The sequence below is a fragment of the Niallia oryzisoli genome (assembly GCF_036670025.1).
Classification (GTDB): Bacteria; Bacillota; Bacilli; order Bacillales; family Cytobacillaceae; genus Bacillus_BD; species Bacillus_BD oryzisoli.
Genome location: NZ_CP137640.1, coordinates 785,119 through 809,841, shown reverse-complemented (window position 1 = coordinate 809,841; position 24,723 = coordinate 785,119). Strand labels below are relative to the sequence as shown.

The window sequence follows — 24,723 nt, the reverse complement described above, 5'->3', positions numbered from 1 at the left end:
ACTACTCTTCTAAAAATTCCGTTATGACTTGAAGCAGCTGGTCCAAATCATCTATTAATGGAGAATGACCACAATCCTTTAATTCGGCAAATCTGGCATTACTGCCAATGTCCTCAACAATTTCCTGTGCCATTTGTTCAGGGATAACATAATCACGATTACCACGAAGAACCAATACCGGAAGTTGAATATTCTTCGCCAAGCCATTTCCTTCTATTACTCCATTATGCTTATCACTAATATTGAAGGTATTTAAGGCGTGGTACACTTCTGCAAGATTTCTTTGCGTCAGCATATCATTGACATATGCCTCATATTTATCTTCGTTCGGTTGTTTTTTCGTGTAGATGACTGCGTTCCAGACCGCTTTTAAGAAAGCATGATCCTTTGTGTCATAAGCATTCTGGGTGGGGATGATTTTATCCTTATCAGCCTTTATCTGTTCAAACGTTGTGTAGCGATTTTCGAAATCCGGCAGTCCATCCGTCCTTGTCCCATAAAAAGGTACACCTCTCGTTGAAGTCGAGGCCAGAAGTACCAGCCTTGAGCAGTACTCTGCGTAATCTGCCACAAACTGCATACCTACGCCGCCCCCTGTTGACCAGCCAATAACGGCGAAATCCGTTAATCCAATCGCATCCACAAGTCCCTTGATATCATCTGAAAAATCTTTAATGGATTGAATCCGTTTATGATAGGTGGATTGTCCAAACCCCCTCATATCAACAGCGTATATCTTAAACTTCGGGTCCATCTGTTCTAGTACCAGATCCCAATGTTTTGAAGAAGTCATATTTCCATGAATCAGCAATACCTTTTTCTCTCCGCCTTCTCTTTCCTGGTAAGCAATGGTCTCTCCATTTGGCAGCGTCACTTGTTTGTATTTCACATTGGTTAAGGTCATTTGCCCTCTTCCTTTCCCCATCGTATTGTTGTTGCTCCCCAAGCATAGCCAATTCCGGCACTAACCAGCACGACAATATCGCCGTCTTTAAGCTTTCCTTCCCGCTCAGCCAGCTCTAATGATAGAATCTGATCGATTTGCCCGATATGACCATAATCCTCCAGATAAATGGATTGATCTTTTGATAAGCCTAATTCTTTTAGGACATATTCATGGGCAGACCTTTTCATATGCAGCAGGCCAAGATAACGGATATCCCGCTCCGAATATCCGCTGTTCGTAAGGGACGTGCGGATCACCTTTAAAAAATTATGCATCGATTTTTGCTCTAATCTCGCTTTCATCCCTTCTAGATCCTGTACATCAAGCTTATGAAGTGAGAGATTTTGCTCAGTAAGCGGCTGCTTAGTACCGCCGGCAACCACCACTACATCCTCCGAAAAGGAACCATCGGTTATCAGCTTTGATTCTAGAATAACGTTTTTTTCATGCCCTTTTTTTAAAAGAATCGCACCTCCGCCGGCACCTAGATTGAACATAAATTGAGTTCTCTTGTTACTATAGTCGATAAAGTCTCCATTACGATACCCGCCGGCAAGCAGGACAGTATGAATCGATGGATCAGAGATCATCATATCCTTTGCAATCTTTAGCGCCATAATCGTCGTCCCGCATCTTAGCGCGGCATCAAAGGCCCAGGCGTTATATGCCCCAATTTCCTCCTGGAGCTTAATCCCAGCCGTCCACAGAGGGTATTCCTTATGCTCTTCCCCAATATAAATGACTACGTCAATTTCAAGCGGATCAATTCCCGCCTTACTGATCGCTTTCTTTGCCGCGAGCACGCCCATCGCACAAGTGTGGTCATTCGGTCCCGGAATTGTTTTTTTCTTTATTCCCATCTTGTTTTCCACGATCTCTGTTGGAATTCCTGCCACTTTTGCAATATTTTCCCCTGTAATCACACTCTCGGGCAGATAAATCCCTGTACTGACAATACCAATTTGCATTCTGCTCACCTCTAACTGCATTATTCTACTATTGACTTCTTTTTTTAAACTTCAGATTCTTTAATGTCCCCACAATTCCTTGCGGGAAAAACATGACAGCAAGGATATAGATGATGCCAAAGAAAATTATCCATCTTTCAAAAATCCAATGGATTTTAGCCATTTCCGTTAACCAATGATGGGCCATTTCAATAATTCCGGAGCCGATTACCGCCCCGACAAGCGTACCGACACCGCCGATAATGGTCATTAATAGAGCATCTAACGTAATATCTATGGCAAAAACGCTTGTATTAACAAATCTAAGTGAGATAGAATATAACATTCCTGCAACACCTGCAATGACACCTGAGATTACACTAGCAATAATTTTATAATGAAGAACACTATAGCCAAGCGACTCTGTTCTTTGTTCATTTTCTCTTATTGCCTGTATGACACGTCCAAGCGGTGAATGAATAAACCTTCTTAAGACAAGAAAGACAAAAATCATCAAAACAAGACTAATCAGATAAAAATCCGTTCGATCTTTTAACACATCCGGTACTCTAAAAGTGAAGCCATCATTCCCGTAGGTCAAGGTTCTCCATTTTTCAGCAAGGACAAGAAATAAACCGGAAAAAGCAAGCGTCAGCATGGCATAGAAATGACTTTTCAAGCGTAGTGTGAGCAAGCCGATGAAAAAGCTGATTATCCCGGTCAACAGAACTGTAACGAGAAGGGCCATCAGCAGATAGAAAATGGAAGGTTCATAGTTTTTCATAAAGATACCAATTGTGTAAGCTCCGATCCCAAAAAACATCGCATGCCCGAATGAAACAATTCCTGTATAACCAAGCAGCAAATCATAACTCATCGCGAACATCGCAAAAATAAACACCTGCGTAAGCAAAATCAGCAGTGTTCGTGACTCGTAAACAAACGGAAAAATAAGGAGAAAAAGGGCCGTAAGCAAATAGAGGTAGCTTCGCGTCTTATTTAATCTCAACATGTTCTCACCCCTTTAACCCGAATAGTCCCTGCGGTCTAAATATGAGGACAATAGCCATTAACAGCATATTGACTGCCAGACTTAAATCGGGTACATAGTAAGCCATAAAGGAGCCGGATAGACCAACTAATATCGCAGCTAAAATGGAGCCAGGGAAACTGCCCATACCACCAATTACTACGACAATAAACGCTAAGATCGCAAATTCCATCCCCATCTCCGCATGAATAACACCAGAATAAGGACCTAATAACACACCGCCAAGAGCAGCCATCCCCGAGCCTGCCATAAAGACAAACATAAACACCTTTTGAATGTTGATCCCTAAAGATTGAACCATTTCCTTGTTCATTACACCTGCACGGACAACCAAACCGATCTTTGTCCTTTTTAGGATGTACTGTACAAAAAAGAACATCAGCAGCCCGACGGCAATTATAAACACACGATACTTAATAATGACTATTCCTGCTGCTTCCCAGCTTCCCTTCAATAAATCAGGAGGAGAAGCCGAAAGTTGATTGGGACCCCAGAACACTTTTAACAACTCCGACAAAACAAGCATAAGTCCTAAAGTAATCAAAATTTGCTGTACGTGATTCCCGTATACCGGTTTGATAATCCATTTCTCCGTAATCCATCCAAGTAAAAAACCTGTTGCTACAGCTCCTATGATTCCAATTAAAAAACTGCCTGTTGCAGAGTAAATCCAAATTCCGCTATAGGCTCCCCAGGCAAATAATCCGCCATGGGCAAAATTAAGAACATCCATCAAGCCAAATATTAAAGTCAAACCTGCAGCAAGGAGAAAGATCAGCATCCCTGTTGCTAAACCGTTCAGCGTTAAATTAAAAAATACATCCATCCCTGCCCCTCCTCTCTTAAGCAATACCCAAATACTTGCGACGCATCTCTTCATCTTCCCGTAACACATTCATCGTGCCATTGTGTACCGTTTTGCCGTCGTCAATAATATAGAAGTAATCCCCAATCGTACTGGCCATCATAAAATTTTGCTCTACTAGCACGATCGTTGTTTTTTCTTTCATTTGCATGATCGATTCCATTACCTTCTCGACCATAATCGGGGCAAGACCCTTGCTTGGTTCATCGATCAATAGAAGCTGGTTATCATTGATATAGGCGCGTGCAATTGATAACATTTGCTTTTGCCCGCCGCTTAATAAACCTCCAGGCCGTTTCCAGAACTTTTTTAAATCAGGAAATAGATTTAGAATATAGTCGAGTCTTTCCTGTGTTTCTCTATTATCCTTTTTTATCGCTACCTTCATATTTTCCTCTACCGTCAGCTGGGCAAAAATCCCTTGATCCTCCGGTACATAGCCAATCCCTTTTTGGGCAATCGTATACGTTGGGTATCTCTGAATTTCCTCCCCGTTAAATTCGACGATCCCTTTTGCAGCTGGATTTAAGCCCATTATCGTTCGCAATGTCGTCGTTTTCCCGGCTCCATTCCTTCCTAATAAAACGGTGACTTCCCCCTTCTTCACTTCAAAGGAAATTCCCTGGAGGATATGGTATTGACCTATAAAAGTTTCAATCTCATGTAGACGAAGATGCACGCTCATCCTAATGACCCTCCTAAGTAAGCGGACTGGACCGTTTCGTTTTTCATGATTTCTTCAGGAGTACCATCTGCTAACAGGGTTCCGTTATATAACACCATTACCGAATCTGACAAATGCAGAATCATATCCATCTTGTGCTCAATAAGAAGAATCGTGCGGTCCCCCTTTTCCTTTATCCTTTTAATCACATCTAAAATAGCCGGAACCTCCTCTAACGACATACCGGCAGTTGGTTCATCCAATAACAGCACCTCTGTATTTAACGCCAAGAGCATCGCAATTTCCAGCTTCCGCTTTTCCCCGTGAGCCAGATTTTTTGCCAAGATATTTTTCTTCGAATCTAATAAAACCGTCTCAAGCCATTCTTCTGCCTTTGCCTCCAGCTCTTTATATTTTCGAACATGCTTCAGCATCTGATAGCGAATTCCTGCCTGAGATTGAACAGCCAGTCTCACATTTTCAAGCACCGTGAGGTTAGGAAATACATTTGTAATCTGAAAGGAGCGGCCAATCCCTTTTCTCGTTCTTTTTATAGGAGAAAGATTGGTTATATTTTCACCCTTAAAAAAAATCTCCCCATTCGTTGGCAGCAATTGTCCGCTTAATAAGTTAAAAAAGGTCGTTTTCCCTGCTCCATTTGGACCGATAATCGATTTAAAATGATTCTCCGGAACGGAAAGACTGACTGAATCCACCGCTGTATGCCCTCCGAACGATATCGTTAATTCACGGGTTTCAATAATATTTTTCATGATTAGCACCACCCCTATATAGAATCATCGAGGCCGGCCTATGATGATAGCACGGCCTCAATTAAAGCTAATCCGGCTCTATTTATTTCTAATTGGCGGTGCTGTCTCTTCCGGAGCCAGCTCACGGATTAAGACAGGAACTGGATATGGAACCCCTTCCTTTTTCTCCAGCTTAATCGCATAAAGGGTTTGCAGGGCTTGGTGATCCTCTTTACGGAAGGTCATTTCCCCTTTTGGCGTATCAAAGCTCATTCCTTCCATTGTTTCAATAAGGGTGTCTGAATCTGTATTGCCCTCTGTTTTCTTAAGTGCTTCAACAATTGCGATCGCTGCACTCATTCCTCCAGGTGTGAAGAGATCCGGAACCTCGCCGTCAAATCGTTTCTTATGCTCTTTAACAAGCCAATCATTGATTTCATTTTTTGGAAGCTCATGATAGTAAACGGTGAAGCCCTCCATTCCAACTAATGGCTCCATGGTACCTAGTGCAGCGATGTCAGGTGCACCGGTCGAAATTTTGATGCCTTTTTCCTGCACCTTCATATCGGCTATCTGCGTCCAAGGAGTATTGGCTCCAGCCCAAATGACAAATAAATAATCAGGCTTTGAATCCACTACCTTTTGGACGTTAGATGTAAAATCAGTTGCCGACGGATCAGCATATTCCTCATGGACAATCTCTGCGCCAAGCTTTTTAGCACTTTCTGTAAAAGCAGCCACGCCATCACGGCCGAATGAGTTATCAGGTGCAAGTGTAGCAATTTTCACTCCTTTATCTGCTATCGCTGCAGCCCCAGCAACTGCATCCTGCGAGGAGTTACGGGCAGTACGGAAAATATATGGATTAAACTCTGAACCTGTAATACTATCAGCTACCGCAGGCTCGACCACCATAATTTTTTCATATTCCTCTGCAAGCGGTAATACAGCTAATGTATCCCCTGAGCTCGACGAACCAACTAAGAAGTCGACCCCATCCTCTTCCAATAGCTTTGTTGCTTTTTGCACAGCCACTTCAGGCTTCGTTTCTGTATCTTCCACAATAAACTCTATTTTTCGGCCGTCGACTTCTCTTGTCCCATCTGTTGCATAATCTAACCCAAGCTCAAAACCTCGTACTGTCTGTTTCCCATAAGATTCTAATGCACCCGTCTGCGATGCTAAAACCCCGATTTTGATAGGATCCTCCTTTGCCTCATTGGAGGTTTCCTTTTTTCCAGAATTACAGGCACTGGCGAAGATCATGATAAGGCCTAGCAAACACAGTAAAGCTATCTTCCCTTTCCCAACTCTCATCTCTTTTCCCCCTCATCGAAAATAAAGAAATATACCTACTTTTCATCATATTAGCAGGGGGACAAGAGTATACGTAAAAGGTGTCAGGCACCGTAAAAAGACAGATTCTAGGAATCTGTCTTTTTACGGTGCCCGACACCCATTATGCGGTTTTATTCAAGTCAGCAGCTTCCTTCCTGGGTTTAAAGCTAATAAGTGCCAGCAAAACAATCCCCAGCATCATGCTTATTGTGTAAAAGAGATTAATCCCTTTTACATATTGCATCATTAGCCCGCCGATAAAGGGACCGCTGATGCTCCCAATACTGAAAAGGATGCTGCACATAATATTACCGGCAGTCAGCAGGTGTTTAGGAACTAAATCGACCATATACGATACACCAAGTGAAAAAGTAGAACCGACCAGCATTCCGGCTATAAAGAAGCAGGCAGCTAAGCCGATCACTGATTCGTTTAAAAATCCTGCTGCTGTAAACGAAGTTAAACCAATGATTAAAGCAATCATAAGAATATTTCTTCTTCCATAATGGTCACTCAGCATCCCTAAAGGTAATTGAAAAACAATGCTGCCAATTGCAAAAGCAGGTAAAATAAACGCAACGTCATGGGCATCGATTCCAATTCTTAATGCATAAACCGGAAAGCTGCCATTTAGTGAGGCCTCTAAAAAACCGTAGCAAAATGGAAAAAGAAAAGCGATCCATCCATATTTCCATGCCTTGCCAAAACGGCTGAATGAACCAAAGAAAGAGCTCTTCTCTTCACTTTTTTCGGGAAATTCGTTCTTAAGTAAAAGTATGGGCAGCCACACCAATAGGCTCAGTTCAGCTGATATCATAAATGGCAATGCCTCATTTATCTCTAAAAAGCGGGCCATCATCGGTCCCCCAGCAAAGCCTAATCCAAAGAATAAACCATAAAGAGAGATATTCCTCCCTCTTTTATGGCTTGGTGAAAAAGAGGTAATCCAAGTCTGACTGCCAAAGTGAAGCATATTGTCACCGATTCCGACTAACAAACGCAGCACAAACCAAAACCAAATCGATTTCCATATCGGAAATAGAACAAGTGCCGACATAACGATGAATCCGCCGGTAAGTATGACGGGCTTATAACCAAATTTCCGGATCGGCTTTTCCATAAAGGGTGCGGCAGCAAGCATCCCAATATAAATCGATGTGGCATGAATTCCATTTACAGAAGATGGGATTCCGTCTTGTTCAAAAATAATCGCTATTAATGGCGTCAGCATCCCCTGTGAAAATCCTGAAACAGCAACCGTGACAACCAAGATCCAAAACTGAAATCGATTTGATATAACTCCATTCATATTACATTCTCCCTATTAATTAACTAACCCGTTGATAACGAATGAAAAGCCGATTCCTTTACCAAATAAGGCAAAAAAACGGCTCTTTATAACTAATGCTGCTAGAATCGTATTCTAAAATTATATCACTATATTTACTACGCTCTCATTCTACCGCAAATGAATAGCAAGAAACAACCTGACAATAATTACTTTTCCATATCGATGGTTGAAAAGTTTTCAATGACAAATGCTTTAAACCTTTTAGCCGCAGGAGATAAGGTCAGCTCGGATAAAGTCGACAATGCAATGCTTCTTTGGCAGAAATAGTCCGTAATTTCCAGGAAGCAGAGATTTTCGAACATAATATCACTGATTTTTGGTAAAACAGCGATTCCCAATCCTTTCATGACAAATCCCGCTACTGTTGCCGCTTCTTCTCCTTCGAAGGTTATGATTGGATTTATATTTAAATAGGAGCACATCTCATCAAATATATAGCGGAGTCCAAAGCCCTTTTTAAAGCAAATAAATTCTTCTTCCTGCAAACTCCTAAAGGCAACAGCCGTTTGACCGGCAAGCTGATGATCCTTCGGCACGACTACGTACAGCATTTCTTTACGTAATACCGTCGATTCATTGCGTTGGTTTTGCATTCGAGGTACGGATAAGCACATATCAGCAATCCCTTTTTCAACCTGGTCTAGTACATAATCATTAGCCCCCTGATAAAGCTGAAAGGTAATATTGGGATATATTTTTTTGTAGCTTGCAATTAAATTTGGAATCAAATGAGGTCCAAGCGTATGAAGAAAAGCAACGGAAATTTCACCGGTATCGATAGCAATCTTTTCTTGTAACTCCTCCATTCCCTCCTGAATCGCTACTTGTGCCTGTTGCGCCTTTTTTAAAAATAGGTCGCCGTATCTGGTCAGCCTGACTATTTTTCCATCGCGAAAAAATAATGGAACCCCTAATTCCTGCTCTAACTTAATAATTGACCGGCTTAGCGCTGGCTGTGAAATCGATTGATGCTGTGCAGCTTTTGTAAAATGCTTATACTTTGCTACTGCAATAAAATTCTCCAGCTGATGCCATTCCATTTTCCCGATCTCCTTTTATCATAACAAGAATGCATTACACTTATGACTATTATAAATTAGACACATAAAAGATCACAGAGTATAGTAAGAAATCATACATCATAAAAGGAAATGAGGGATTGCAATGAATTATATACAAGCAGGATCAAAAGAGTTCAAACGGGCAAAGCTTGCCTTTCTCATTGCGGGTCTCGTTACTTTTGCCTCCATATACACGGTTCAGCCAACATTGCCGCTTTTTTCAAAGGATTTTGATGTTTCAGCACCTGCTGCTAGTTTATCGTTATCCTTCACAACCGGTATACTAGCCTTTTCCATGCTGGCAGCAGCAACACTCTCGGATAAAATCGGTATGAAAAGGATCATGGTCTTTTCTATGGTCTGTACCTCTATCCTTGGAATCGTCACGTCTTTGAGCTCCAGCTTTATAATGCTATTACTCTTTAGAGCACTGCTGGGTATTTTTGTTGCAGGCGTTCCGTCCATTGCCATGGCCTTTATTGGAAAAGAGTTCAGCCCAAAAGACAGTGTCATAATCATGGGTTTTTATATTTCCGGTTCGAGTATCGGAGGAATGACTGGGAGACTATTCACCGGTTTATTAACAGATCTTTTTTCATGGAGAATCGCATTTGCTGCAATTGGGATTATTTCATTATTATTAAGTCTTTTCTTTTGGTATACCTTTCCAGTAACAAAAACTCCGACCAGAAGGAAAATCGAATGGAAATCAATAGGTCCATCTTATAAAATGCATTTTTTGAATAAAAACATCAATTTCCTATTTATCCTTGGCTTTTTATTAATGGGAAGCTTCGTAACGATGTACAATTACATTGGATTTTCACTCATGCAGCCACCCTATCATCTGAGTCAAACCATTATTGGTCTTATTTTTGTCGTTTATCTCTTCGGCACCTTTAGCTCCATATATATGGGTAAAAAGGCAAAGCAATATGGTACGATTTTTATCCTAAAAATATCATTTATGATTACGATTGGCGGAGCGGTTATTACACTATTTCCTGCTTTACTAGTTAAGATTATTGGAATCTCTATTTTTACATTTGGCTTTTTTGCAAGCCATTCAATTGTCAGCGCCTTGGTAACTGAGCGTGCGAAAGAAAATAAAGTACAAGCCTCATCACTTTATTTACTATTTTATTATTTAGGGTCCTCTATTGTCGGATCATTCGGCGGCTTTTTCTGGGATCACTTTTCTTGGGTAGGTGTTATATCCTTTCTTGGAAGCCTGCTTATAGTTGGATTTGTTCTTATCATAAGATGTTCATCGAGAAAAGCAGCAGCCATTGTGATACAAAGAAACAAAGCTCTTTAATAAAGAATCCCCCTTACCTGAACAAGGGGATTCTCTTGTGTTCTATTTTAAACCTTAATAGTACGGATATCCGGCATAAGGATTATTTTGTATTGGATAGGGGGCTGGATACGGGTATGCCGGATAAGGATATCCCCCAAAACCAGATGACGCCAGTGCACCAAGTGTCAGACCGCCTATCAAGCCGCCAATAAACGGTGCCCCTGTCCCATATCCACCATGTTGGTGTCCTCCATGGTGATGTCCATGTCCGTGATAACCACCGTGTTGCCCTCCGTGATGTCCGCCATAACTTCTTGGATCCATCATCAACATACCTCTCCCTTTCCCTATTAATTATCTTACCTTAGTTAACGTATGCGAGAGAGATGTCTAATGAGTGGGCAGGTTTGGCTGGCCGGATTATGATTCAGTATTCTTGAGTGAATTCCCTTTTTTAATGTATCCTTCCATTTCATCCTTTGGAACCATACTCCCGCCAGTCGCCCATATAATATGTGTTGAATTGTTCATCGCCTGCTGGCCAATGCGGTTATAATAGTCCTGATTTTTCTGGGTATAAAAATACCCAGGGAATCCCGCTGCTGCAGAAGGTTCAATTTCGATTTGTTCCTCCTTTGCTATTAAAGAGAGAAATTGGAATAATTTCGAATCCTCTACAGTGAAAAGTCCATCAAGTTGATGGCCGATCATCTGGCCAACAAAGCCTGATGCTCGGCCGACCGCTAATCCATCCGCTGCTGTACGTCCAGTTAGTCCAATATCCTGAACGGATATTTTATGATGCTGCCCCGTCATCACCCCTAACAGCATACACGGTGCCTGAACAGGTTCAGCAAAAAAGCAATGGACATGGCTGCCATAAATTTGTTTGAGTCCGAACGCTACACCCCCCGGACCACCGCCTACGCCACAGGGAAGATAAACAAATAGCGGGTGCTCGGCATCAACCGTAATATTTTGTCTTATTAACTGAGCTTCAACACGTTTAGCGGCAACAGCATAACCCAAAAAGAGGGTTTTAGAGTTTTCATCATCGATAAAGTGGCAGTTCGGATCAACGCTTGCTTGTTTTCTTCCTTCCTCCACAGCCCTTTCGTAATCTGCTTCATACTCAATAACGGTTACTCCTTTTTCGCGCAGCAAATCCTTTTTCCATTGTCTTGCATCAGCAGACATATGTACCGTTACATTGAAGCCAAGCTTAGCACTCATAATTCCGATGCTTAAACCAAGGTTTCCTGTCGATCCAACGGCAATGGAGTAATTTGCAAAAAGCTGCTTGTATTTTTTGTCTGCAAGGATTGAATAGTCATCTTCAATGGATAAGCCTCCACTCTCAAGGGCAATTTTTTCCGCAAAGTACAATACCTCATAAATACCGCCCCTTGCTTTAATAGATCCTGAAATTGGCAAATGACTATCACATTTTAGAAGCAGTTTTCCTTCCAGCTCTTTTTCATAAAAGGTCTCCAAGGCAGCTTTCATCTTTGGAATTTCTTTCAATGGCGATTCAATAATGCCATGATGTTCAGCTGTTTCGGGAAATACTTTTTCAAGATAAGGAGCAAATCGCTCAACCCTCTTACGTGCATCCTCAATATCAGCTGCAGTCAGATCAGATGGAATGGAATGATTGATCTTAAGATTAAACCACATAACCTCCTGCCCTTTTTGCATGTCTTTGATGATTGGAAATTTATTTGTTAGCTCCGACATACTCTTCCCTACTTTTCTTTTTATTTTTTAGTTTACCTTTTAAAAAAATAAACGACTACTCCCCAAGTTAATAAAAAAAGCCCCCTCACAAACGGGGGACTTAAAAAAACAAATTGAATCATTCCAATATATGAGCGTAAAATTCCAGCCGCTGTTCAGCATTACTTTTTGTAATAATATCTACTCCACTGTCTATATTCTTTTTTACCTTTTTGCCTTTTAGCACTTTATCTGCTGTTTCAACACTTAAATACCCCATATCATATGGGTTTTGTGATACTGAAATGGAAAGCTTTTCATCTCTAATATATTTAAGCATTTCACTTATTCCATCTGTTCCGGTTACAGGTATTTCAAGGCCGTGTTCCTGGATGCTCTTTAATGCCGGCAGAGCTAGAGAATCCGATGTTGTGATAACCCCTTTAAGATCAGGATATTCCTTAATGATATCGTCCATTATTCTTTTGACTTCTTGAACGTCCTTATTACCAACCTTTAAATCTCCATATTCTACTGCAACTTGAATCCCCGCTGCTTCTAAACTTTTTTTCGCACCTATCAATCGATCTGCTTCAGCAAAGGACCGACGTCTGCCAATAAGGGCAACCTTTTCACCGGGCTGCAGCTCTGAAGCCATGAGGATTCCCGCCTTTACCCCTAATATGAGATTATCCGTTCCTATATAGGCGGTTTTATGTTCCCATGGTGCATTTGAATCCATTAGTAATACTGGTATATTTTTATCATTATACTTTTCTAATTTTGGAATGATATCTGAACCCAAAGGAGCGACAATTAATAAATCAGGATTCTCTTTTAAAGCCTGATCCAATATTTCCATTTGTTCCTCCGGCGTTCCATTTTTCGGCGCAAGTATCTTTCCATCTATTCCAAAATCTTCAAACCCTTTTTCCACTCCGGCTTTGATAATTTCCCAAAATTCGGTGTCTTCCTCTTTTATTACAACGATGACCTTTGGACTTTCCTTAAACACTTGTTTATATACGAAAAAACCAGCCAATAGGACAACAACTAGAGTAAGGAATGCAAAGAAAAGTCGTTTACGAGTTGCAGTCATTCTAGGCCTCCTTTCTTCATGTTGTACAGTCTTTAACCCACAATCTCCTTAATGATCAGCCAAGAAAGTAATAGAAAATGCAGTCCCTTTTTGTCCAGTTTCTATATCAATTTCTGCCTGATGACGTTTGGCAATACTATAGCAAATCGCCAGTCCAAGCCCTGTGCCGCTGTCCTTCGTCGTAAAAAACGGGGTACCTATCTTTTCCAACACTTCAGGGCTGATTCCTGTCCCCTGATCTTTTATGTTTAAGACGACGGTATGTTCTTTTGCAAATGTTGTAATCGTAAGCTTTCCGCCTTGCGTCATAGCATCCAACCCATTTAATGCAATATTTAAGATTAATTGACGAATTTCCTTTTCATCTATTAAAATCTCAGAACATGGTTGTAAATCCAAAATAACCTGTTTATTTGCTCGGAGGGCTTCTGCCTGTATCAACGGAAATAATGCTTCAATAATCGAATTTATTTGATGCCTTTTTTTATAGCTGACTTTGTTTTTAGCCAAATTTAAAAATTCGGTAATAATGGAGTTAGCCCGATCTAATTCATCCAGCATAAGTTCAATGATGTCTTTTGAAACTTCGCTATTTTTGGCTATTTGTAAAAACCCATAAACAGTCGTCATAGGATTGCGAATTTCATGGGCAATTCCAGCCGCCATTTCGCCGATTAAATTTAACCGATCTAATCGGGTTAAACCTTTTTCTAAAAGATCTCTTTCCGTAATATCGGTCAAAACAAACAAAATACAAGGTTCAGGATCGATATCAATTAATTCTGATGACAACAATCCGGCCCGCATTTCCCCACTTTTTGTTTTGTACAGAATTTTCATATTACGAATCGGGTTTTCTAAATGAATCCTCTTACCATTTGCTTCCTCAATAAAGTCATGAAGATTCATTTTTTGATTGTACAATTCATTGTAACGGTAGCCCGTAAACTCTAACCAGCTTGTATTAACATCGATATAGGTTCCTGATTCTAACGAGACAATCGCCATAAGGTTAGGGCTCGATTCAAATATTTTCCGAAACCTTTCCTGTGACACATACAAATGATCAGTAATTTTTTTCCTTTCTGCAATTTCCTGCTGCAGCTTTTCATTTGTAGATAAAAGCTCTAATGTACGTTCCTCGACCTTTTTTTCAAGCTCAAGTATGTGCTGTCTTTCACTTTGGTAGATCTTTTCTTTATGTTTTTGATAGATTTCAACGAATTTATCTATTTTCTTTCTTAATGTTTCAGGATGGAATGGCTTAAATATATAATCGATGGCTCCAACTTCATACCCCAGCTGGACATTTTCACTTTCCTGACTGATCGCCGTCAAAAAAATAATCGGTGTATGCTTTGTTTTCTTTCTTGCCCTAATCAATTTAGCTGTTTCAAAACCATTTAAACCAGGCATTTGAACGTCCAATAAAATAACTGCAAATTCCTGACTAATCAGGTGCTTCAATGCCTTTTGCCCAGAAGTAGCACTGACTAAATGATAATCAGGGGACGAAAGCACAGCCTCCAGAGCTAATAAATTTTCCGGATGATCATCCACCATTAAAATATTCACTTTTTGGGAAATAGTATTATCGGATTTTTCTATATATCTTTTCTGTAGTGTCAAATTCTTCGTAACATTTTCCATAGGTAGTAAATCTTATCCCCTCTCTCTTACCTAGACCAAGAAAACCAGATAAGCTTAGACTCTCATATAAAAGCTTGTGAACTTCATCTTGTAATGTCTTATTAAAGTAGATTAAGACATTACGGCAAATAATAATATCAAACTCATGAAAAGATGAATCTGTCACTAAGTTATGTTCAGCAAAGACAATATTCTTTTGCAGGAGCGGATCGAATACAACCTGTTCTCCAACTACTTTGTAATACTCTGAGAACGCTCTTGTTCCTCCAGCTTCAATATAGTTTTTCGTGTACTGCTGCATATGGGCTAAAGAAAACGTCCCTTTTTTCGCACGTTCTAGTATTCTGGCATTTATATCGGTAGCATAGATCATAGCTTTTTCATATAGACCTTCTTCCTGTAATAGAATGGCCATGGAATACACTTCTTCACCCGTTGAGCAGCCGACATGCCAAATCCGAATTTTTGTATACTCCCTAAGGATGGGAATAATATTTGTTCGAAATGATTTAAAAAATGAAGGATCGCGAAACATCTCAGTCACATTTATAGAAAAGTCAGAGAATAGCTTTTTCATAGCAGCTGGATCACGAAGGACCTTTTCCTGCAGTGCTGAAATACTTGTCATTTTCTCCTTATGAACTCGATTAGCTATTCTCCTTTGAATAAAGGAATCCGCATAATTTCTAAAATCATACTCATAATACCGATAAATGGCTTCAAGTAATAAATCAATCTCTATTTTTTCAATCTCTTCATATTTCCTTTGTTCCACAATCATTTCATTCATCGCGATACCTTATCCTCTCTTTTTATATAACCATACATTCATGAGTGAGAATAATTGATCAATGTTTAGAGGCTTACTAATATAATCATTAGCACCTGCAGCCAGGCATTCTTCCCTGCTTTTTTTCATCGCTTTTGCTGTTAGTGCAATAATCGGCAGTGTTTTATACCTCTGCATTTGCCGGATTCTTTGAATCGCCTCAAAACCATCCATCTCAGGCATCATAATATCCATTAGAATGATATCTGTATCAGGATTTGCCAGCAGCATTTCAATCCCTTCATAACCATTTTCTGCCTCAATAATTTCCATTTCAGCCCTCTCAAGCGCAATGGTTAAGGCATAAACATTACGAATATCATCATCAATAATTAAAACCTTTTTATGTCTTAGTGCAGAATGCTCCGCGTCCTCTTGTATGCTATTCTCTTCTGTCATTTGTTCCAAACTATTTATTGAATCGTAGCTATTCTCCAGAGCAACGGATGCTTCTTTAACAGAAGGCAACAGATCTTTTTCTTTACCTTCTCTTTGAATTGGCAGGTAAAGTGTAAAGGTACTTCCTTTACCTTCTACACTTGATAACTCAATATATCCGCCCAGCATAGAAGCTAGTTTTCGGCAAATGGATAACCCTAAACCCGTACCTCCATACTTTCGGCTTGTTGTTCCATCAGCCTGGTTGAAAGCTTCAAATATGGAATCATGTTTTTCCTTTGATATTCCAATCCCTGTGTCGATGACAGAGAAAGCTAATAATTTTTCTGCCGGATTATTGCGTTGGGTTTCCTGCCCGCTGTTATCCCTAACCAAGCTGTGAATAACAAGTGAAACACAGCCCCGTTCAGTGAATTTAAACGCATTTGAAAGCAAATTATTAACAATTTGTATTAAACGATGCTTATCACTATAAAAATATAAAGGAACATCCGGCTCCAGCCTAATCTGGAAATCTAACTCCTTCTGCTTTGCAAGTGGAGAAAACTGCTTCATCAATTGCTCTTCAATCTGTTTTAGGTCGACCTTATCTTGAATGATTTCTAACTTTCCGGACTCTACCTTTGCTAAGTCTAAAATATCATTGATCAATAGAAGTAAATCATTACCGGAGGAATAGATCGTACTTAAATATTCTCTTTGTTTCTCGGTTAGATTTCCTTCCCCGTTATCAGCAAGAATTTGCGCTAAAATAAGTAAACTGTTAAGCGGTGTTCTTAGCTCATGGGACATATTAGCGAGAAATTCAGATTTGTACTTTGAATTCACTTCTAACTGCATAGCCTTTTCTTCAAGAGCTTCTTTAACAATCTCCAGCTCTTGTTTCTTTTGTTCTGAAGCTGCATACTGTTCCTCAAGCTTTTCATTCGTTGTCCGCAGCTCCTCCTGCTGCAGCTGCAGTTCTTCAGATTGTACTTGCAATTCTTCTGTTAAACTTTGCGATTCTTGAAGCAGCCGTTCTGCTTTCATATGATTAGAGATACTGTTGACTGTAATTCCAAGAGTAGCTGCTACATCCTCAAGCAGCTTGATTTGACTAAACTCAAACGTGTCAAACGTCGCTATTTCAATAACAGCGAGTACTTCATTCTCAAATAATACAGGCAAAATCATACTATTTCTCGGTAAGATCTCTCCTATTCCAGAACGTATTTTGATATATTCCTTTGGAACCTTATTTAAGAGAATTGGCTGCTTTTCCAGTGCACATTGCCCGATAAGCCCTTCTCCCATTTGAAAGACTTCATATTCCTTTTGGTCATTTGTAATGGCGTAGCCAGCCATTCTCTGTAAATATGTTTTTTCACCATCATGTTTCTTATAATAAAATACACCGAAATTAGCTCCCACCATTGGTACAAGCTTTGACATTAATAATTCAGCCAGCATTCGGATGTCCTTCGCTTCTGGATAAATCTTAACAATTTCGGCAATTTTACTTTGATGCCAGCTATGTGCCTCAGCTTCTGCTAACAGCTTTCTTTCATGCTGGCTGTGACTTTCCAAATCTGCCACCATTTTATTATAAGCATTGGCAATAGACGCAATTTCATCCTTTGTCGAGACCTTGATCCTCGGCAGATTGTCAACATTAGAATCATTTACACTTTCCATAACCGAAGCGAGGCGCTTAAGGTTCTTTGTCATACTGCCAATAATGATAATAATAAGCGCAGCACCAGAGCACAAAGTAATGGCTAAATAAATATAGATAATTGTGACAGCTTTATTATAGGTTTCTCGTGATCGCAAAAGTTCATTTTTCATTTCTTGCTCCTGCAAGCCAACGAGAAGACTCGTTATTTGCTTCATTCTTTCCTGATTGAGCTTTATATCATTCAAAAGCTCCTCGGAAGTTTCAACACTCTGATTTGTTTTTTGCATCGTAATTACTTGCTGAATGGTATCAAGACTCGAATCATGAAGCGCTCGATATTTTTCAATTAATTCTTTTGATATTTCTTGCTTATCCAATTCCTTCAATAACTCAATGTTTTGTCCGATTCGTAAATTGGAGCTTTCCCAATTATCTATAGCGGTTGGATTGACAGATAATTGGTCTTCCAATATTTCGATACCAAATTGGTTTGATTGATTCGTGTCACTCTTAATCTCATTGGCAATGTCAATTCTCGCATACAAGTCATTCACAACTACATGCATGTTGACCATTGATTGTTCAAGCATGTTCATTAGATAGATTACGCTAATCGATATAAGCAAAATGATTAAGCCGATACTCCCAAAGAGCTTTGTCCTGAATTTCATATAGCCTCCGAATTTAAACTAATATTTAATAATTTTTTCTTAATATTTAATGTAAACTTCGACAAAAATTTCTATAGATAAGGATAGTAATATAATAACATAATCACCTGATTATTCGTTATTGTTATTGAATTAAAAACCATTATAATATTTGGAAATTTGATCCGCGATGAATAGAAAATAAAATGGCAAGAAACGATTAAGAAAGATAATGAAGGTCATATTAAAGATAGGTATGAATAGGAAGGGAGTGAAAAGAATGGAATATTTAACGAGAGAGCAAATTATCAATGATTTACAACAGTCCTTCCAGCCCTACATCGATAAATTCGACATAGAGGATATCGGTATTTTTGAAGAAGAAGGACAGGATGATCAATATTTTATCGGCTATACAGCTAGAAAAGAAGGCAAAACTTATCATATTCACACTCCATTTAAAAAGAACAATCATGGAGAATTAACTCCAATAAAAAATGAATGGACAATTGAATCTGATGAACCAGAAAGAGAGGATATCCGAGGTTTTAAAGATGTAGAAAGTGCACTCCGTGAAATTTAGGAACTAAATGAATATAAGAAAAATGGGAAAGGAAACAGAAGCAGTCCTTTCCTTTTTCTGTTAAGAAGCAATCCTTTTGTTCCATACCCCCTCTGAAAAGCCTATTTTTCCAAACAAAAAATTTAGTTAAAACCCCGTTGACATTGACGTTGCGTAAAGGTGTATCGTTTAGTTACAGGGAGGTTTTAGTAGATGGAATACACCGTGCAAAAACTCGCAAAACTCGCAGGAATCAGTACCAGAACACTTCGATACTACGATGACATTGAGATTCTTAAGCCGGCAAGAATCAATTCATCTGGCTATCGAATTTATGGTCAGGCAGAAGTTGACATGCTGCAGCAAATTCTTTTCTTTCGAGAATTAGGTTTAGAATTAAACAACATAAAGGAAATTTTACACGATCCGTCCTTCGATGGCATGAACGCACTTAGGGAACATTTGCAAAAGCTCCTTGAAAAAAGAAACCAATTAGATTTGTTAATCGACAATGTCAATAAAACGATTGCAGCGAAAGAGGGGAGAATAACCATGTCTAATAAAGAAAAGTTTGAAGGCTTTAAGAAAAAAATGGTCGAGGAAAATGAGAAGAAATATGGTGAAGAAATCCGTCAAAAATATGGCGAAGATACTGTAAACAAATCAAATAAAAAATTCATGAACATGTCACAGGAAGATTATGAAAAAGTAACCCAGTTAGCAGAGCAGGTGCTGGAAACGCTAGAACAGGCTATGGCAACCGGTGACCCAGCTGGTGAGCTCGCTCAAAAAACAGCCGACCTCCACAAACAATGGCTTTGCTTCCATTGGCACGAATACAGTAAAGAAGCCCATCGCGGCCTTGCCCAAATGTATGTAGACGATGAACGATTCAAAGCCTACTATGACAAAGTTCAGCAAGGTGCTGCTGAATTCCTGAGAGACGTCATCCTTATTTATACAAGTAAATAAGGAATATGAACAAAGCAGAGGGAACGCCCCTCTGCTTATTTTCTTGCCTGGTGTACCTTCAATTGCTTTCCTTTGACGGTGGTTTTCTTCATGGCCTCTAGGACAGCTGGACCTTTTCCATTTAAGATTTCAACAAAGGAGGCATTTTCTTCGATTGTAATTATTCCAATATCATCAGCTGTTATGCCGTCTAATTTGGCAATCGTCCCAACAAAATCGACTGCTCTCAGCTTCTTTTTCTTCCCTCCATTAAAATACAGCTTCATAATGTTCTGATTTAATTTTGCCGCTTTATCTTCCTTTATAATCGGAGTTGCTTTTATTTTTGCCGTAAATGCAGCCTTCTTGCTTTCTACTTCCTCTTCTGTCGGCGCCGTTATGACAGGGATCTTAAACCCAATATATTGTTCAATTTCATCTAAATACTTCTGTTCATTAGTAGTAACAAAGGTAACAGCCTTGCCCTCCCTGCCAGCTCTGCCTGTCCGCCCTGTACGATGAACATAGCTTTCTTTTTCTAATGGAATATCGTAATTAATTACCAGACTAATATTATCAACATCGATCCCTCTTGCAGCCACATCTGTTGCAACCAAATATTGAAATACTCCTCGTTTAAAATCATCCATCACTGCGAAACGATCCTCCTGATACATTCCGCCATGAAGCTTATCACATGGATAATCGGTACGATCCAGGCACTCCATTACATCATCCACACGGTCCTGAGTACGGCAGAAAATAATACAGCTATCCGGATTTTCAACAGTTGTTAAATCCTTTAAAAGCGAAAATTTCTCCTCTTCTTTTACATAAACAAGGCTGTGGTCAATCCTTTCTGTCGTGATACCAGTTGCTTCAATTGCGATTTCAACCGGCCCCTTCATATACGTCTGACAGAGATGTTTAATATCCTCCGGCATCGTTGCCGAGAAAACTGACGTCACTCGCTCTATAGGGAGCTTCTGAATGATACTCTCCACCTGGTCGATGAACCCCATATTCAGCATCTCATCTGCTTCATCGATAATAAGAAATTTCAGCTTTTCCACTATCAATGTTCCTTTTTCAATATGATCCAATACCCGACCGGGAGTTCCAACTACAACATGCGTTTTTTGCTTCAGCTCTAGCCTTTGTTTTGCAAAGGATTGCTTGCCATAGATGGCTGCTGCTTTTATCCGTTTAAACCTGCCAATATTCGTGATATCCTGTTTTACCTGCGCGGCAAGTTCACGGGTAGGGGTAAGGATTAGACATTGCGGCTTGTTCTCCTCCCATTCGGCCATTTCGCATATAGGTATGCCAAACGCAGCAGTCTTACCGCTGCCTGTTTGTGATGTTACAACCAAATCCTTTTTATCTAATGCTATCGGAATCACTTTACGCTGAACTTCTGTCGGATTTACATAGTTCATTGCCGTAAGTGCCCTTATGATTTCTTCACTTATGTTAAATTCTTTAAAACAGGTTTCACTCATTAAGAAGCCTCACTCCATACAATATTTTTCGACTTTTTTCAAACGTCTTTCGACAAATGTTAACAGAAAATTTACAATTCCCATACATAATCTTTACCTTATTTTGATATTTTTAATATTACTTAAACAAATAGTTCAAAATTCGACAAGGATATAAAAGAAAAGAATATCTCAATTGCTTACTGCAGCAACCAATGTGTATGCAATTCCAGCAAACATGAAGATTATCTGTATTCTTTTACACTTCTGCAAAATGGTGCTTTCCATTTAGCAGAACATTGCCTGCTTTTTTTTGAACTCATCTAACGAATTAGGAGATGGATGAATATGAACACACCAACCGAAAAACAGGTTGAAGACCCCTTAATACAATTAGGTGACCCTTCTTACTATAATAATCGAGAACTAAGCTGGCTTGATTTTAACCAAAGGGTATTGGAAGAAGCGATGGATGACCGCAATCCTCTGCTTGAAAAATTCAAATTCATGGCTATTTTTAGTTCAAATTTAGATGAATTCTTCATGGTTCGTGTGGCTGGCTTACTAGATCAAGTAAAAGCCGGATTTAACCGTCCTGAGAACAAAGCAGGACTGACACCCGCTGAACAGTTATCTGCTATTTCTACTGTTACCCATAAACTGATTGAACAACACGATCATACCTATTTACAAGTATTAACCCCTCTTTTAGAAAAAGAACGTGTAAAAATAATCCCAATTGAAGAAATCTCCGGGGGCGACCTTTCATTTTTAGAAAACCAATTTGATGAGCATATCTTTCCGGTCCTCACACCGATGGCAATAGATGCTTACCGGCCTTTTCCCATGCTGTTAAATAAGTCGCTTAATTTAGCTATTGTCCTCCGGGACCTTAGTAAAAACCAAAATGAAAATAAAATGGCCATTGTACAGGTTCCATCTGTTATCGAGCGATATATAGAGCTGCCTACTAAAAATAATACAAGACGATTTGTTCTGCTTGAGCAGGTTATTGCTAAATTTATTGATAAATTATTTTTGGGCTTTGAGGTCAAATCAGTTACTCCTTTCCGTATTACTCGTAATGCCGATTTAACCATCCATGAAGAAGGGGCCGATGATCTTTTACGTGAAATTGAAGAGGAACTGAAAAAACGCAAATGGGGAGCATGCGTGAGATTAGAAGTACAAAGTCAGCTCCATGATCAACAAGTGCTTAATTATTTAATAGAAGAATTGGAAATTCATCAAAAGGATGTTTATTTTGTTCAAGCACCGCTTGATTTAACCTTCTTATTTTCATTTTGTAATACGATCCAAGCCAGCCATGAACACTTAGTCTATGAAACGTTCATTCCCCAAGTCCCGAAAGACATGATTGGAAAGAAAGACATCTTTGAAGCAGCACTTAGCGAGGATTTGCTGTTTCATCACCCATATGAATCATTTGAGCCGATCGTCGACTTTATCTCACAAGCAGCTGATGATCCGGATGTACTGGCAATTAAGCAAACGCTTTACCGGGTAAGTGGAAATTCTCCAATTATTAAAAGTCTCGAACGCGCTGCTGAAAATGGGAAACAAGTAACAGTACTGGTGGAATTAAAAGCAAGATTTGATGAAAAAAACAATGTTCAGTGGGCTAAAGAGTTAGAAAAAGCAGGCTGTCATGTCATTTATGGGATGACACACTTGAAAACTCACAGCAAAATAACGTTGGTCGTCCGCCGAAAGAAAAATAAAATTGAACGTTTCGTCCACTTAGGTACTGGTAACTATAATGATGCTACAGCAAGAACCTATACCGATATGGGCTTAATTACATCGAATGAACAAATTGGACTTGATGCAACAAACTTTTTTAATTACTTAAGCGGCCACATGGAAAAACCGTCCTACCATCACTTAATTGTATCACCGCATGACATCAGGGAAGAATTTCTTGAACTGATTGATAAGGAAATTTCATTCCATAAACAATATGGTGACGGCCATATTATTGCAAAAATGAACTCACTGACAGATAAGAAACTTATTATGAAGATGTACGAAGCATCAAGAGTTGGTGTGAAAATTGAGCTGATTGTTAGGGGAATTTGCTGCCTAAGACCTGGTATTAAAAATGTCAGTGAAAACATTACTGTTCGGAGTATCGTTGGTAGATTTTTAGAACACACACGTATCTACTATTTTCACCATCATGGCGAGCAAAATATCTATTTATCATCTGCCGATATGATGACAAGAAACATGGTGAATCGAGTAGAAATCCTGTTCCCGATATTTAAAGACCATTTAAAAGCGAGAATTTATCAATCACTCGAAATTATTCTATCAGACAATACAAAGGCCCGCGAACAGGATTCATTGGGCGTGTATCATTATGTACAAAGAAAAGAAGATGAACAAGAAATCAACAGCCAGCTAGAACTATGTACTAAAGCCTATCATTCAAAAAAGGTAGAAAATGAGAAACCTAGTGAAGATTCTAGTCTTAAAAAAAAACTTAGCCAAATTGGGCAGTCTCTCTTTTGGCGGCATAAAAAAACATTACCAGCTCAAAAGCTCAATTAAAGCAGAGAGACGGTTCTCCGGCTTCCCTTTGGATTCAAGAGAACCGTCCCCTTGATTTTTAATAAAATACAGAGTTACCTGCACCGCCTGTCAGAGGGAGTACTTCGCCGCTAATGGAGACTGATAATGGCGATGCCAGGAATGTTATGGCATTTGCCACGTCTTGGGCATTCACCAAGCGGCCAATTGAATTCATGCTGGCAAGCTTCGCTCTATCCTCTTCATTTGGAATTCGTTCATTGATGGTTTCCGTTTCTGTAAACCCTGGATAGACAGCATTCACATTAATCCCGTATTTTCCTAACTCTAGTGATGAGGTCTTCGTTAAATGAACAACTGAAACATTTCGTGCCCCTGCACTAACGCTTCCGCCCATTCTGGCAGCCAAGCCGCTCACATTAATAATTCGACCCCAATTATTTTCCTTCATATATGGAGCGACAGCTCTTGTACAGCGGAAATAGCCGAGAAATTTTTCCTCGAAATCCTTTAAAATTAATTCATCACTAACTTCATTAAAACCTTCAGGTTCCTTTCCGCTTACACGGGCTCCATTGTTTATCAGAATATCAATTCCTCCCAATAAATCTACGGCAGTTTCTACTAAATGTTGAATGGAATCAGGATTTCCCAAATCAGCTGTGACAGGGTAAATATTCCGTCCTGTTTCCTCGCTAATTTCCTTGGCTGCCGCTTTTAACACTGTTTCATTTCTGGAGCAGATGACACAATCAACCCCTTCTAAGGCTAATTGACGCGCAACCGCTTTCCCAATGCCGCGGCTTCCCCCTGTAATAATCGCTTTTTTACCAGCTAACTGTAAATCCATTTCGATTACCTCCAATTTACGGAATCATTCATTTGCAGGATTAGTACCTTT

The 24,723-nt window shown here is 39.6% G+C and carries 21 protein-coding genes; 4 read left to right on the top strand and 17 right to left on the bottom strand.

Annotated features, from left to right (window positions below; all coding sequences use genetic code 11):
- Window position 1: 1 nt before the first annotated feature.
- The 9 genes from R4Z09_RS04000 to R4Z09_RS03960 form a co-directional block, all read right to left on the bottom strand.
- A complete protein-coding gene (locus R4Z09_RS04000) occupies window positions 2-925 on the bottom strand; it encodes an alpha/beta hydrolase (protein ID WP_338451096.1) in 924 nt (307 codons plus the stop codon).
- Complete coding sequence (locus R4Z09_RS03995; protein WP_338451095.1) at window positions 901-1,914, bottom strand: 3-oxoacyl-ACP synthase; 1,014 nt, start codon at window positions 1,912-1,914, stop codon at window positions 901-903. The genes R4Z09_RS04000 and R4Z09_RS03995 overlap by 25 nt, the downstream gene beginning before the upstream one ends.
- A gap of 28 nt (window positions 1,915-1,942) precedes the next feature.
- Window positions 1,943-2,905: a branched-chain amino acid ABC transporter permease gene (locus R4Z09_RS03990; protein WP_338451094.1), complete on the bottom strand. Its 963-nt coding sequence runs from the start codon at window positions 2,903-2,905 to the stop codon at window positions 1,943-1,945.
- A 4-nt stretch (window positions 2,906-2,909) separates the two neighbouring features.
- The gene (locus R4Z09_RS03985) at window positions 2,910-3,770 is read right to left on the bottom strand and encodes a branched-chain amino acid ABC transporter permease (protein ID WP_338451093.1); all 861 of its coding nucleotides are present in this window, start codon (window positions 3,768-3,770) and stop codon (window positions 2,910-2,912) included.
- Window positions 3,771-3,786: 16 nt separating this feature from the next.
- Complete coding sequence (locus R4Z09_RS03980) at window positions 3,787-4,494, bottom strand: ABC transporter ATP-binding protein (protein ID WP_338451092.1); 708 nt, start codon at window positions 4,492-4,494, stop codon at window positions 3,787-3,789.
- A complete protein-coding gene (locus R4Z09_RS03975) occupies window positions 4,491-5,246 on the bottom strand; it encodes an ABC transporter ATP-binding protein (protein ID WP_338451091.1) in 756 nt (251 codons plus the stop codon). Before R4Z09_RS03975 ends, R4Z09_RS03980 begins: the two co-directional genes overlap by 4 nt.
- A 78-nt stretch (window positions 5,247-5,324) precedes the next feature.
- Window positions 5,325-6,542, bottom strand: coding sequence for a substrate-binding domain-containing protein (locus tag R4Z09_RS03970; RefSeq protein ID WP_338451090.1), 1,218 nt, complete (start codon window positions 6,540-6,542; stop codon window positions 5,325-5,327).
- Window positions 6,543-6,684: 142 nt separating this feature from the next.
- Entirely contained in the window at window positions 6,685-7,872 is a 1,188-nt protein-coding gene (locus R4Z09_RS03965) for an MFS transporter (RefSeq protein ID WP_338451089.1), read from the bottom strand.
- A 188-nt stretch (window positions 7,873-8,060) separates the two neighbouring features.
- Window positions 8,061-8,954: a LysR family transcriptional regulator gene (locus R4Z09_RS03960; RefSeq protein WP_338451088.1), complete on the bottom strand. Its 894-nt coding sequence runs from the start codon at window positions 8,952-8,954 to the stop codon at window positions 8,061-8,063.
- Between the two features lie 124 nt (window positions 8,955-9,078).
- On the opposite strand from R4Z09_RS03960, the gene R4Z09_RS03955 reads away from it, so the two are divergent.
- Complete coding sequence (locus R4Z09_RS03955) at window positions 9,079-10,293, top strand: MFS transporter (RefSeq protein WP_338451087.1); 1,215 nt, start codon at window positions 9,079-9,081, stop codon at window positions 10,291-10,293.
- A gap of 54 nt (window positions 10,294-10,347) precedes the next feature.
- Here R4Z09_RS03955 and R4Z09_RS03950 read toward each other — a convergent pair whose 3' ends face one another.
- The 6 genes from R4Z09_RS03950 to R4Z09_RS03925 form a co-directional block, all read right to left on the bottom strand.
- Complete coding sequence (locus R4Z09_RS03950; protein ID WP_338451086.1) at window positions 10,348-10,602, bottom strand: hypothetical protein; 255 nt, start codon at window positions 10,600-10,602, stop codon at window positions 10,348-10,350.
- Between the two features lie 93 nt (window positions 10,603-10,695).
- Complete coding sequence (locus tag R4Z09_RS03945; RefSeq protein WP_338451085.1) at window positions 10,696-12,012, bottom strand: D-serine ammonia-lyase; 1,317 nt, start codon at window positions 12,010-12,012, stop codon at window positions 10,696-10,698.
- A gap of 118 nt (window positions 12,013-12,130) precedes the next feature.
- Window positions 12,131-13,090, bottom strand: coding sequence for a sugar ABC transporter substrate-binding protein (locus tag R4Z09_RS03940; protein WP_338451084.1), 960 nt, complete (start codon window positions 13,088-13,090; stop codon window positions 12,131-12,133).
- A 48-nt stretch (window positions 13,091-13,138) separates the two neighbouring features.
- Window positions 13,139-14,653: a response regulator gene (locus tag R4Z09_RS03935; RefSeq protein ID WP_338451083.1), complete on the bottom strand. Its 1,515-nt coding sequence runs from the start codon at window positions 14,651-14,653 to the stop codon at window positions 13,139-13,141.
- A 28-nt stretch (window positions 14,654-14,681) separates the two neighbouring features.
- A complete protein-coding gene (locus tag R4Z09_RS03930) occupies window positions 14,682-15,530 on the bottom strand; it encodes a protein-glutamate O-methyltransferase CheR (RefSeq protein ID WP_338451082.1) in 849 nt (282 codons plus the stop codon).
- A 9-nt stretch (window positions 15,531-15,539) separates the two neighbouring features.
- Window positions 15,540-18,296 (bottom strand): response regulator, encoded by a 2,757-nt coding sequence (locus tag R4Z09_RS03925; protein WP_338451081.1) that lies wholly within the window; start codon window positions 18,294-18,296, stop codon window positions 15,540-15,542.
- 259 nt (window positions 18,297-18,555) lie between these two features.
- On the opposite strand from R4Z09_RS03925, the gene R4Z09_RS03920 reads away from it, so the two are divergent.
- Both R4Z09_RS03920 and R4Z09_RS03915 read left to right on the top strand, forming a co-directional pair.
- Window positions 18,556-18,858, top strand: coding sequence for a DUF5634 family protein (locus R4Z09_RS03920; RefSeq protein ID WP_338451080.1), 303 nt, complete (start codon window positions 18,556-18,558; stop codon window positions 18,856-18,858).
- A 192-nt stretch (window positions 18,859-19,050) separates the two neighbouring features.
- Window positions 19,051-19,809, top strand: a complete 759-nt coding sequence (locus R4Z09_RS03915) for a MerR family transcriptional regulator (protein WP_338451079.1) — start codon at window positions 19,051-19,053, stop codon at window positions 19,807-19,809.
- Window positions 19,810-19,844: 35 nt separating this feature from the next.
- On the opposite strand, the gene R4Z09_RS03910 is transcribed toward R4Z09_RS03915, so the two are convergent.
- On the bottom strand, window positions 19,845-21,290 hold the full coding sequence (locus R4Z09_RS03910; protein ID WP_338451078.1) for a DEAD/DEAH box helicase: 1,446 nt from the start codon (window positions 21,288-21,290) through the stop codon (window positions 19,845-19,847).
- A gap of 327 nt (window positions 21,291-21,617) precedes the next feature.
- On the opposite strand from R4Z09_RS03910, the gene R4Z09_RS03905 reads away from it, so the two are divergent.
- Complete coding sequence (locus R4Z09_RS03905; RefSeq protein ID WP_338451077.1) at window positions 21,618-23,843, top strand: RNA degradosome polyphosphate kinase; 2,226 nt, start codon at window positions 21,618-21,620, stop codon at window positions 23,841-23,843.
- Between the two features lie 58 nt (window positions 23,844-23,901).
- Here R4Z09_RS03905 and R4Z09_RS03900 read toward each other — a convergent pair whose 3' ends face one another.
- Window positions 23,902-24,672 (bottom strand): SDR family NAD(P)-dependent oxidoreductase, encoded by a 771-nt coding sequence (locus R4Z09_RS03900; RefSeq protein ID WP_338451076.1) that lies wholly within the window; start codon window positions 24,670-24,672, stop codon window positions 23,902-23,904.
- Window positions 24,673-24,723: the final 51 nt, after the last annotated feature.

What these genes read in the sequence shown, in the direction of transcription:
- R4Z09_RS04000 (WP_338451096.1), bottom strand. Translation starts at nt 925, where the DNA reads ATGGGGAAAGGAAGAGGGCAAATGACCTTAACCAATGTGAAATACAAA.
- R4Z09_RS03995 (WP_338451095.1), bottom strand. Translation starts at nt 1,914, where the DNA reads ATGCAAATTGGTATTGTCAGTACAGGGATTTATCTGCCCGAGAGTGTG.
- R4Z09_RS03990 (WP_338451094.1), bottom strand. Translation starts at nt 2,905, where the DNA reads ATGTTGAGATTAAATAAGACGCGAAGCTACCTCTATTTGCTTACGGCC.
- R4Z09_RS03985 (WP_338451093.1), bottom strand. Translation starts at nt 3,770, where the DNA reads ATGGATGTATTTTTTAATTTAACGCTGAACGGTTTAGCAACAGGGATG.
- R4Z09_RS03980 (WP_338451092.1), bottom strand. Translation starts at nt 4,494, where the DNA reads ATGAGCGTGCATCTTCGTCTACATGAGATTGAAACTTTTATAGGTCAA.
- R4Z09_RS03975 (WP_338451091.1), bottom strand. Translation starts at nt 5,246, where the DNA reads ATGAAAAATATTATTGAAACCCGTGAATTAACGATATCGTTCGGAGGG.
- R4Z09_RS03970 (WP_338451090.1), bottom strand. Translation starts at nt 6,542, where the DNA reads ATGAGAGTTGGGAAAGGGAAGATAGCTTTACTGTGTTTGCTAGGCCTT.
- R4Z09_RS03965 (WP_338451089.1), bottom strand. Translation starts at nt 7,872, where the DNA reads ATGAATGGAGTTATATCAAATCGATTTCAGTTTTGGATCTTGGTTGTC.
- R4Z09_RS03960 (WP_338451088.1), bottom strand. Translation starts at nt 8,954, where the DNA reads ATGGAATGGCATCAGCTGGAGAATTTTATTGCAGTAGCAAAGTATAAG.
- R4Z09_RS03955 (WP_338451087.1), top strand. Translation starts at nt 9,079, where the DNA reads ATGAATTATATACAAGCAGGATCAAAAGAGTTCAAACGGGCAAAGCTT.
- R4Z09_RS03950 (WP_338451086.1), bottom strand. Translation starts at nt 10,602, where the DNA reads ATGATGGATCCAAGAAGTTATGGCGGACATCACGGAGGGCAACACGGT.
- R4Z09_RS03945 (WP_338451085.1), bottom strand. Translation starts at nt 12,012, where the DNA reads ATGTCGGAGCTAACAAATAAATTTCCAATCATCAAAGACATGCAAAAA.
- R4Z09_RS03940 (WP_338451084.1), bottom strand. Translation starts at nt 13,090, where the DNA reads ATGACTGCAACTCGTAAACGACTTTTCTTTGCATTCCTTACTCTAGTT.
- R4Z09_RS03935 (WP_338451083.1), bottom strand. Translation starts at nt 14,653, where the DNA reads ATGGTGGATGATCATCCGGAAAATTTATTAGCTCTGGAGGCTGTGCTT.
- R4Z09_RS03930 (WP_338451082.1), bottom strand. Translation starts at nt 15,530, where the DNA reads ATGAATGAAATGATTGTGGAACAAAGGAAATATGAAGAGATTGAAAAA.
- R4Z09_RS03925 (WP_338451081.1), bottom strand. Translation starts at nt 18,296, where the DNA reads ATGAAATTCAGGACAAAGCTCTTTGGGAGTATCGGCTTAATCATTTTG.
- R4Z09_RS03920 (WP_338451080.1), top strand. Translation starts at nt 18,556, where the DNA reads ATGGAATATTTAACGAGAGAGCAAATTATCAATGATTTACAACAGTCC.
- R4Z09_RS03915 (WP_338451079.1), top strand. Translation starts at nt 19,051, where the DNA reads ATGGAATACACCGTGCAAAAACTCGCAAAACTCGCAGGAATCAGTACC.
- R4Z09_RS03910 (WP_338451078.1), bottom strand. Translation starts at nt 21,290, where the DNA reads ATGAGTGAAACCTGTTTTAAAGAATTTAACATAAGTGAAGAAATCATA.
- R4Z09_RS03905 (WP_338451077.1), top strand. Translation starts at nt 21,618, where the DNA reads ATGAACACACCAACCGAAAAACAGGTTGAAGACCCCTTAATACAATTA.
- R4Z09_RS03900 (WP_338451076.1), bottom strand. Translation starts at nt 24,672, where the DNA reads ATGGATTTACAGTTAGCTGGTAAAAAAGCGATTATTACAGGGGGAAGC.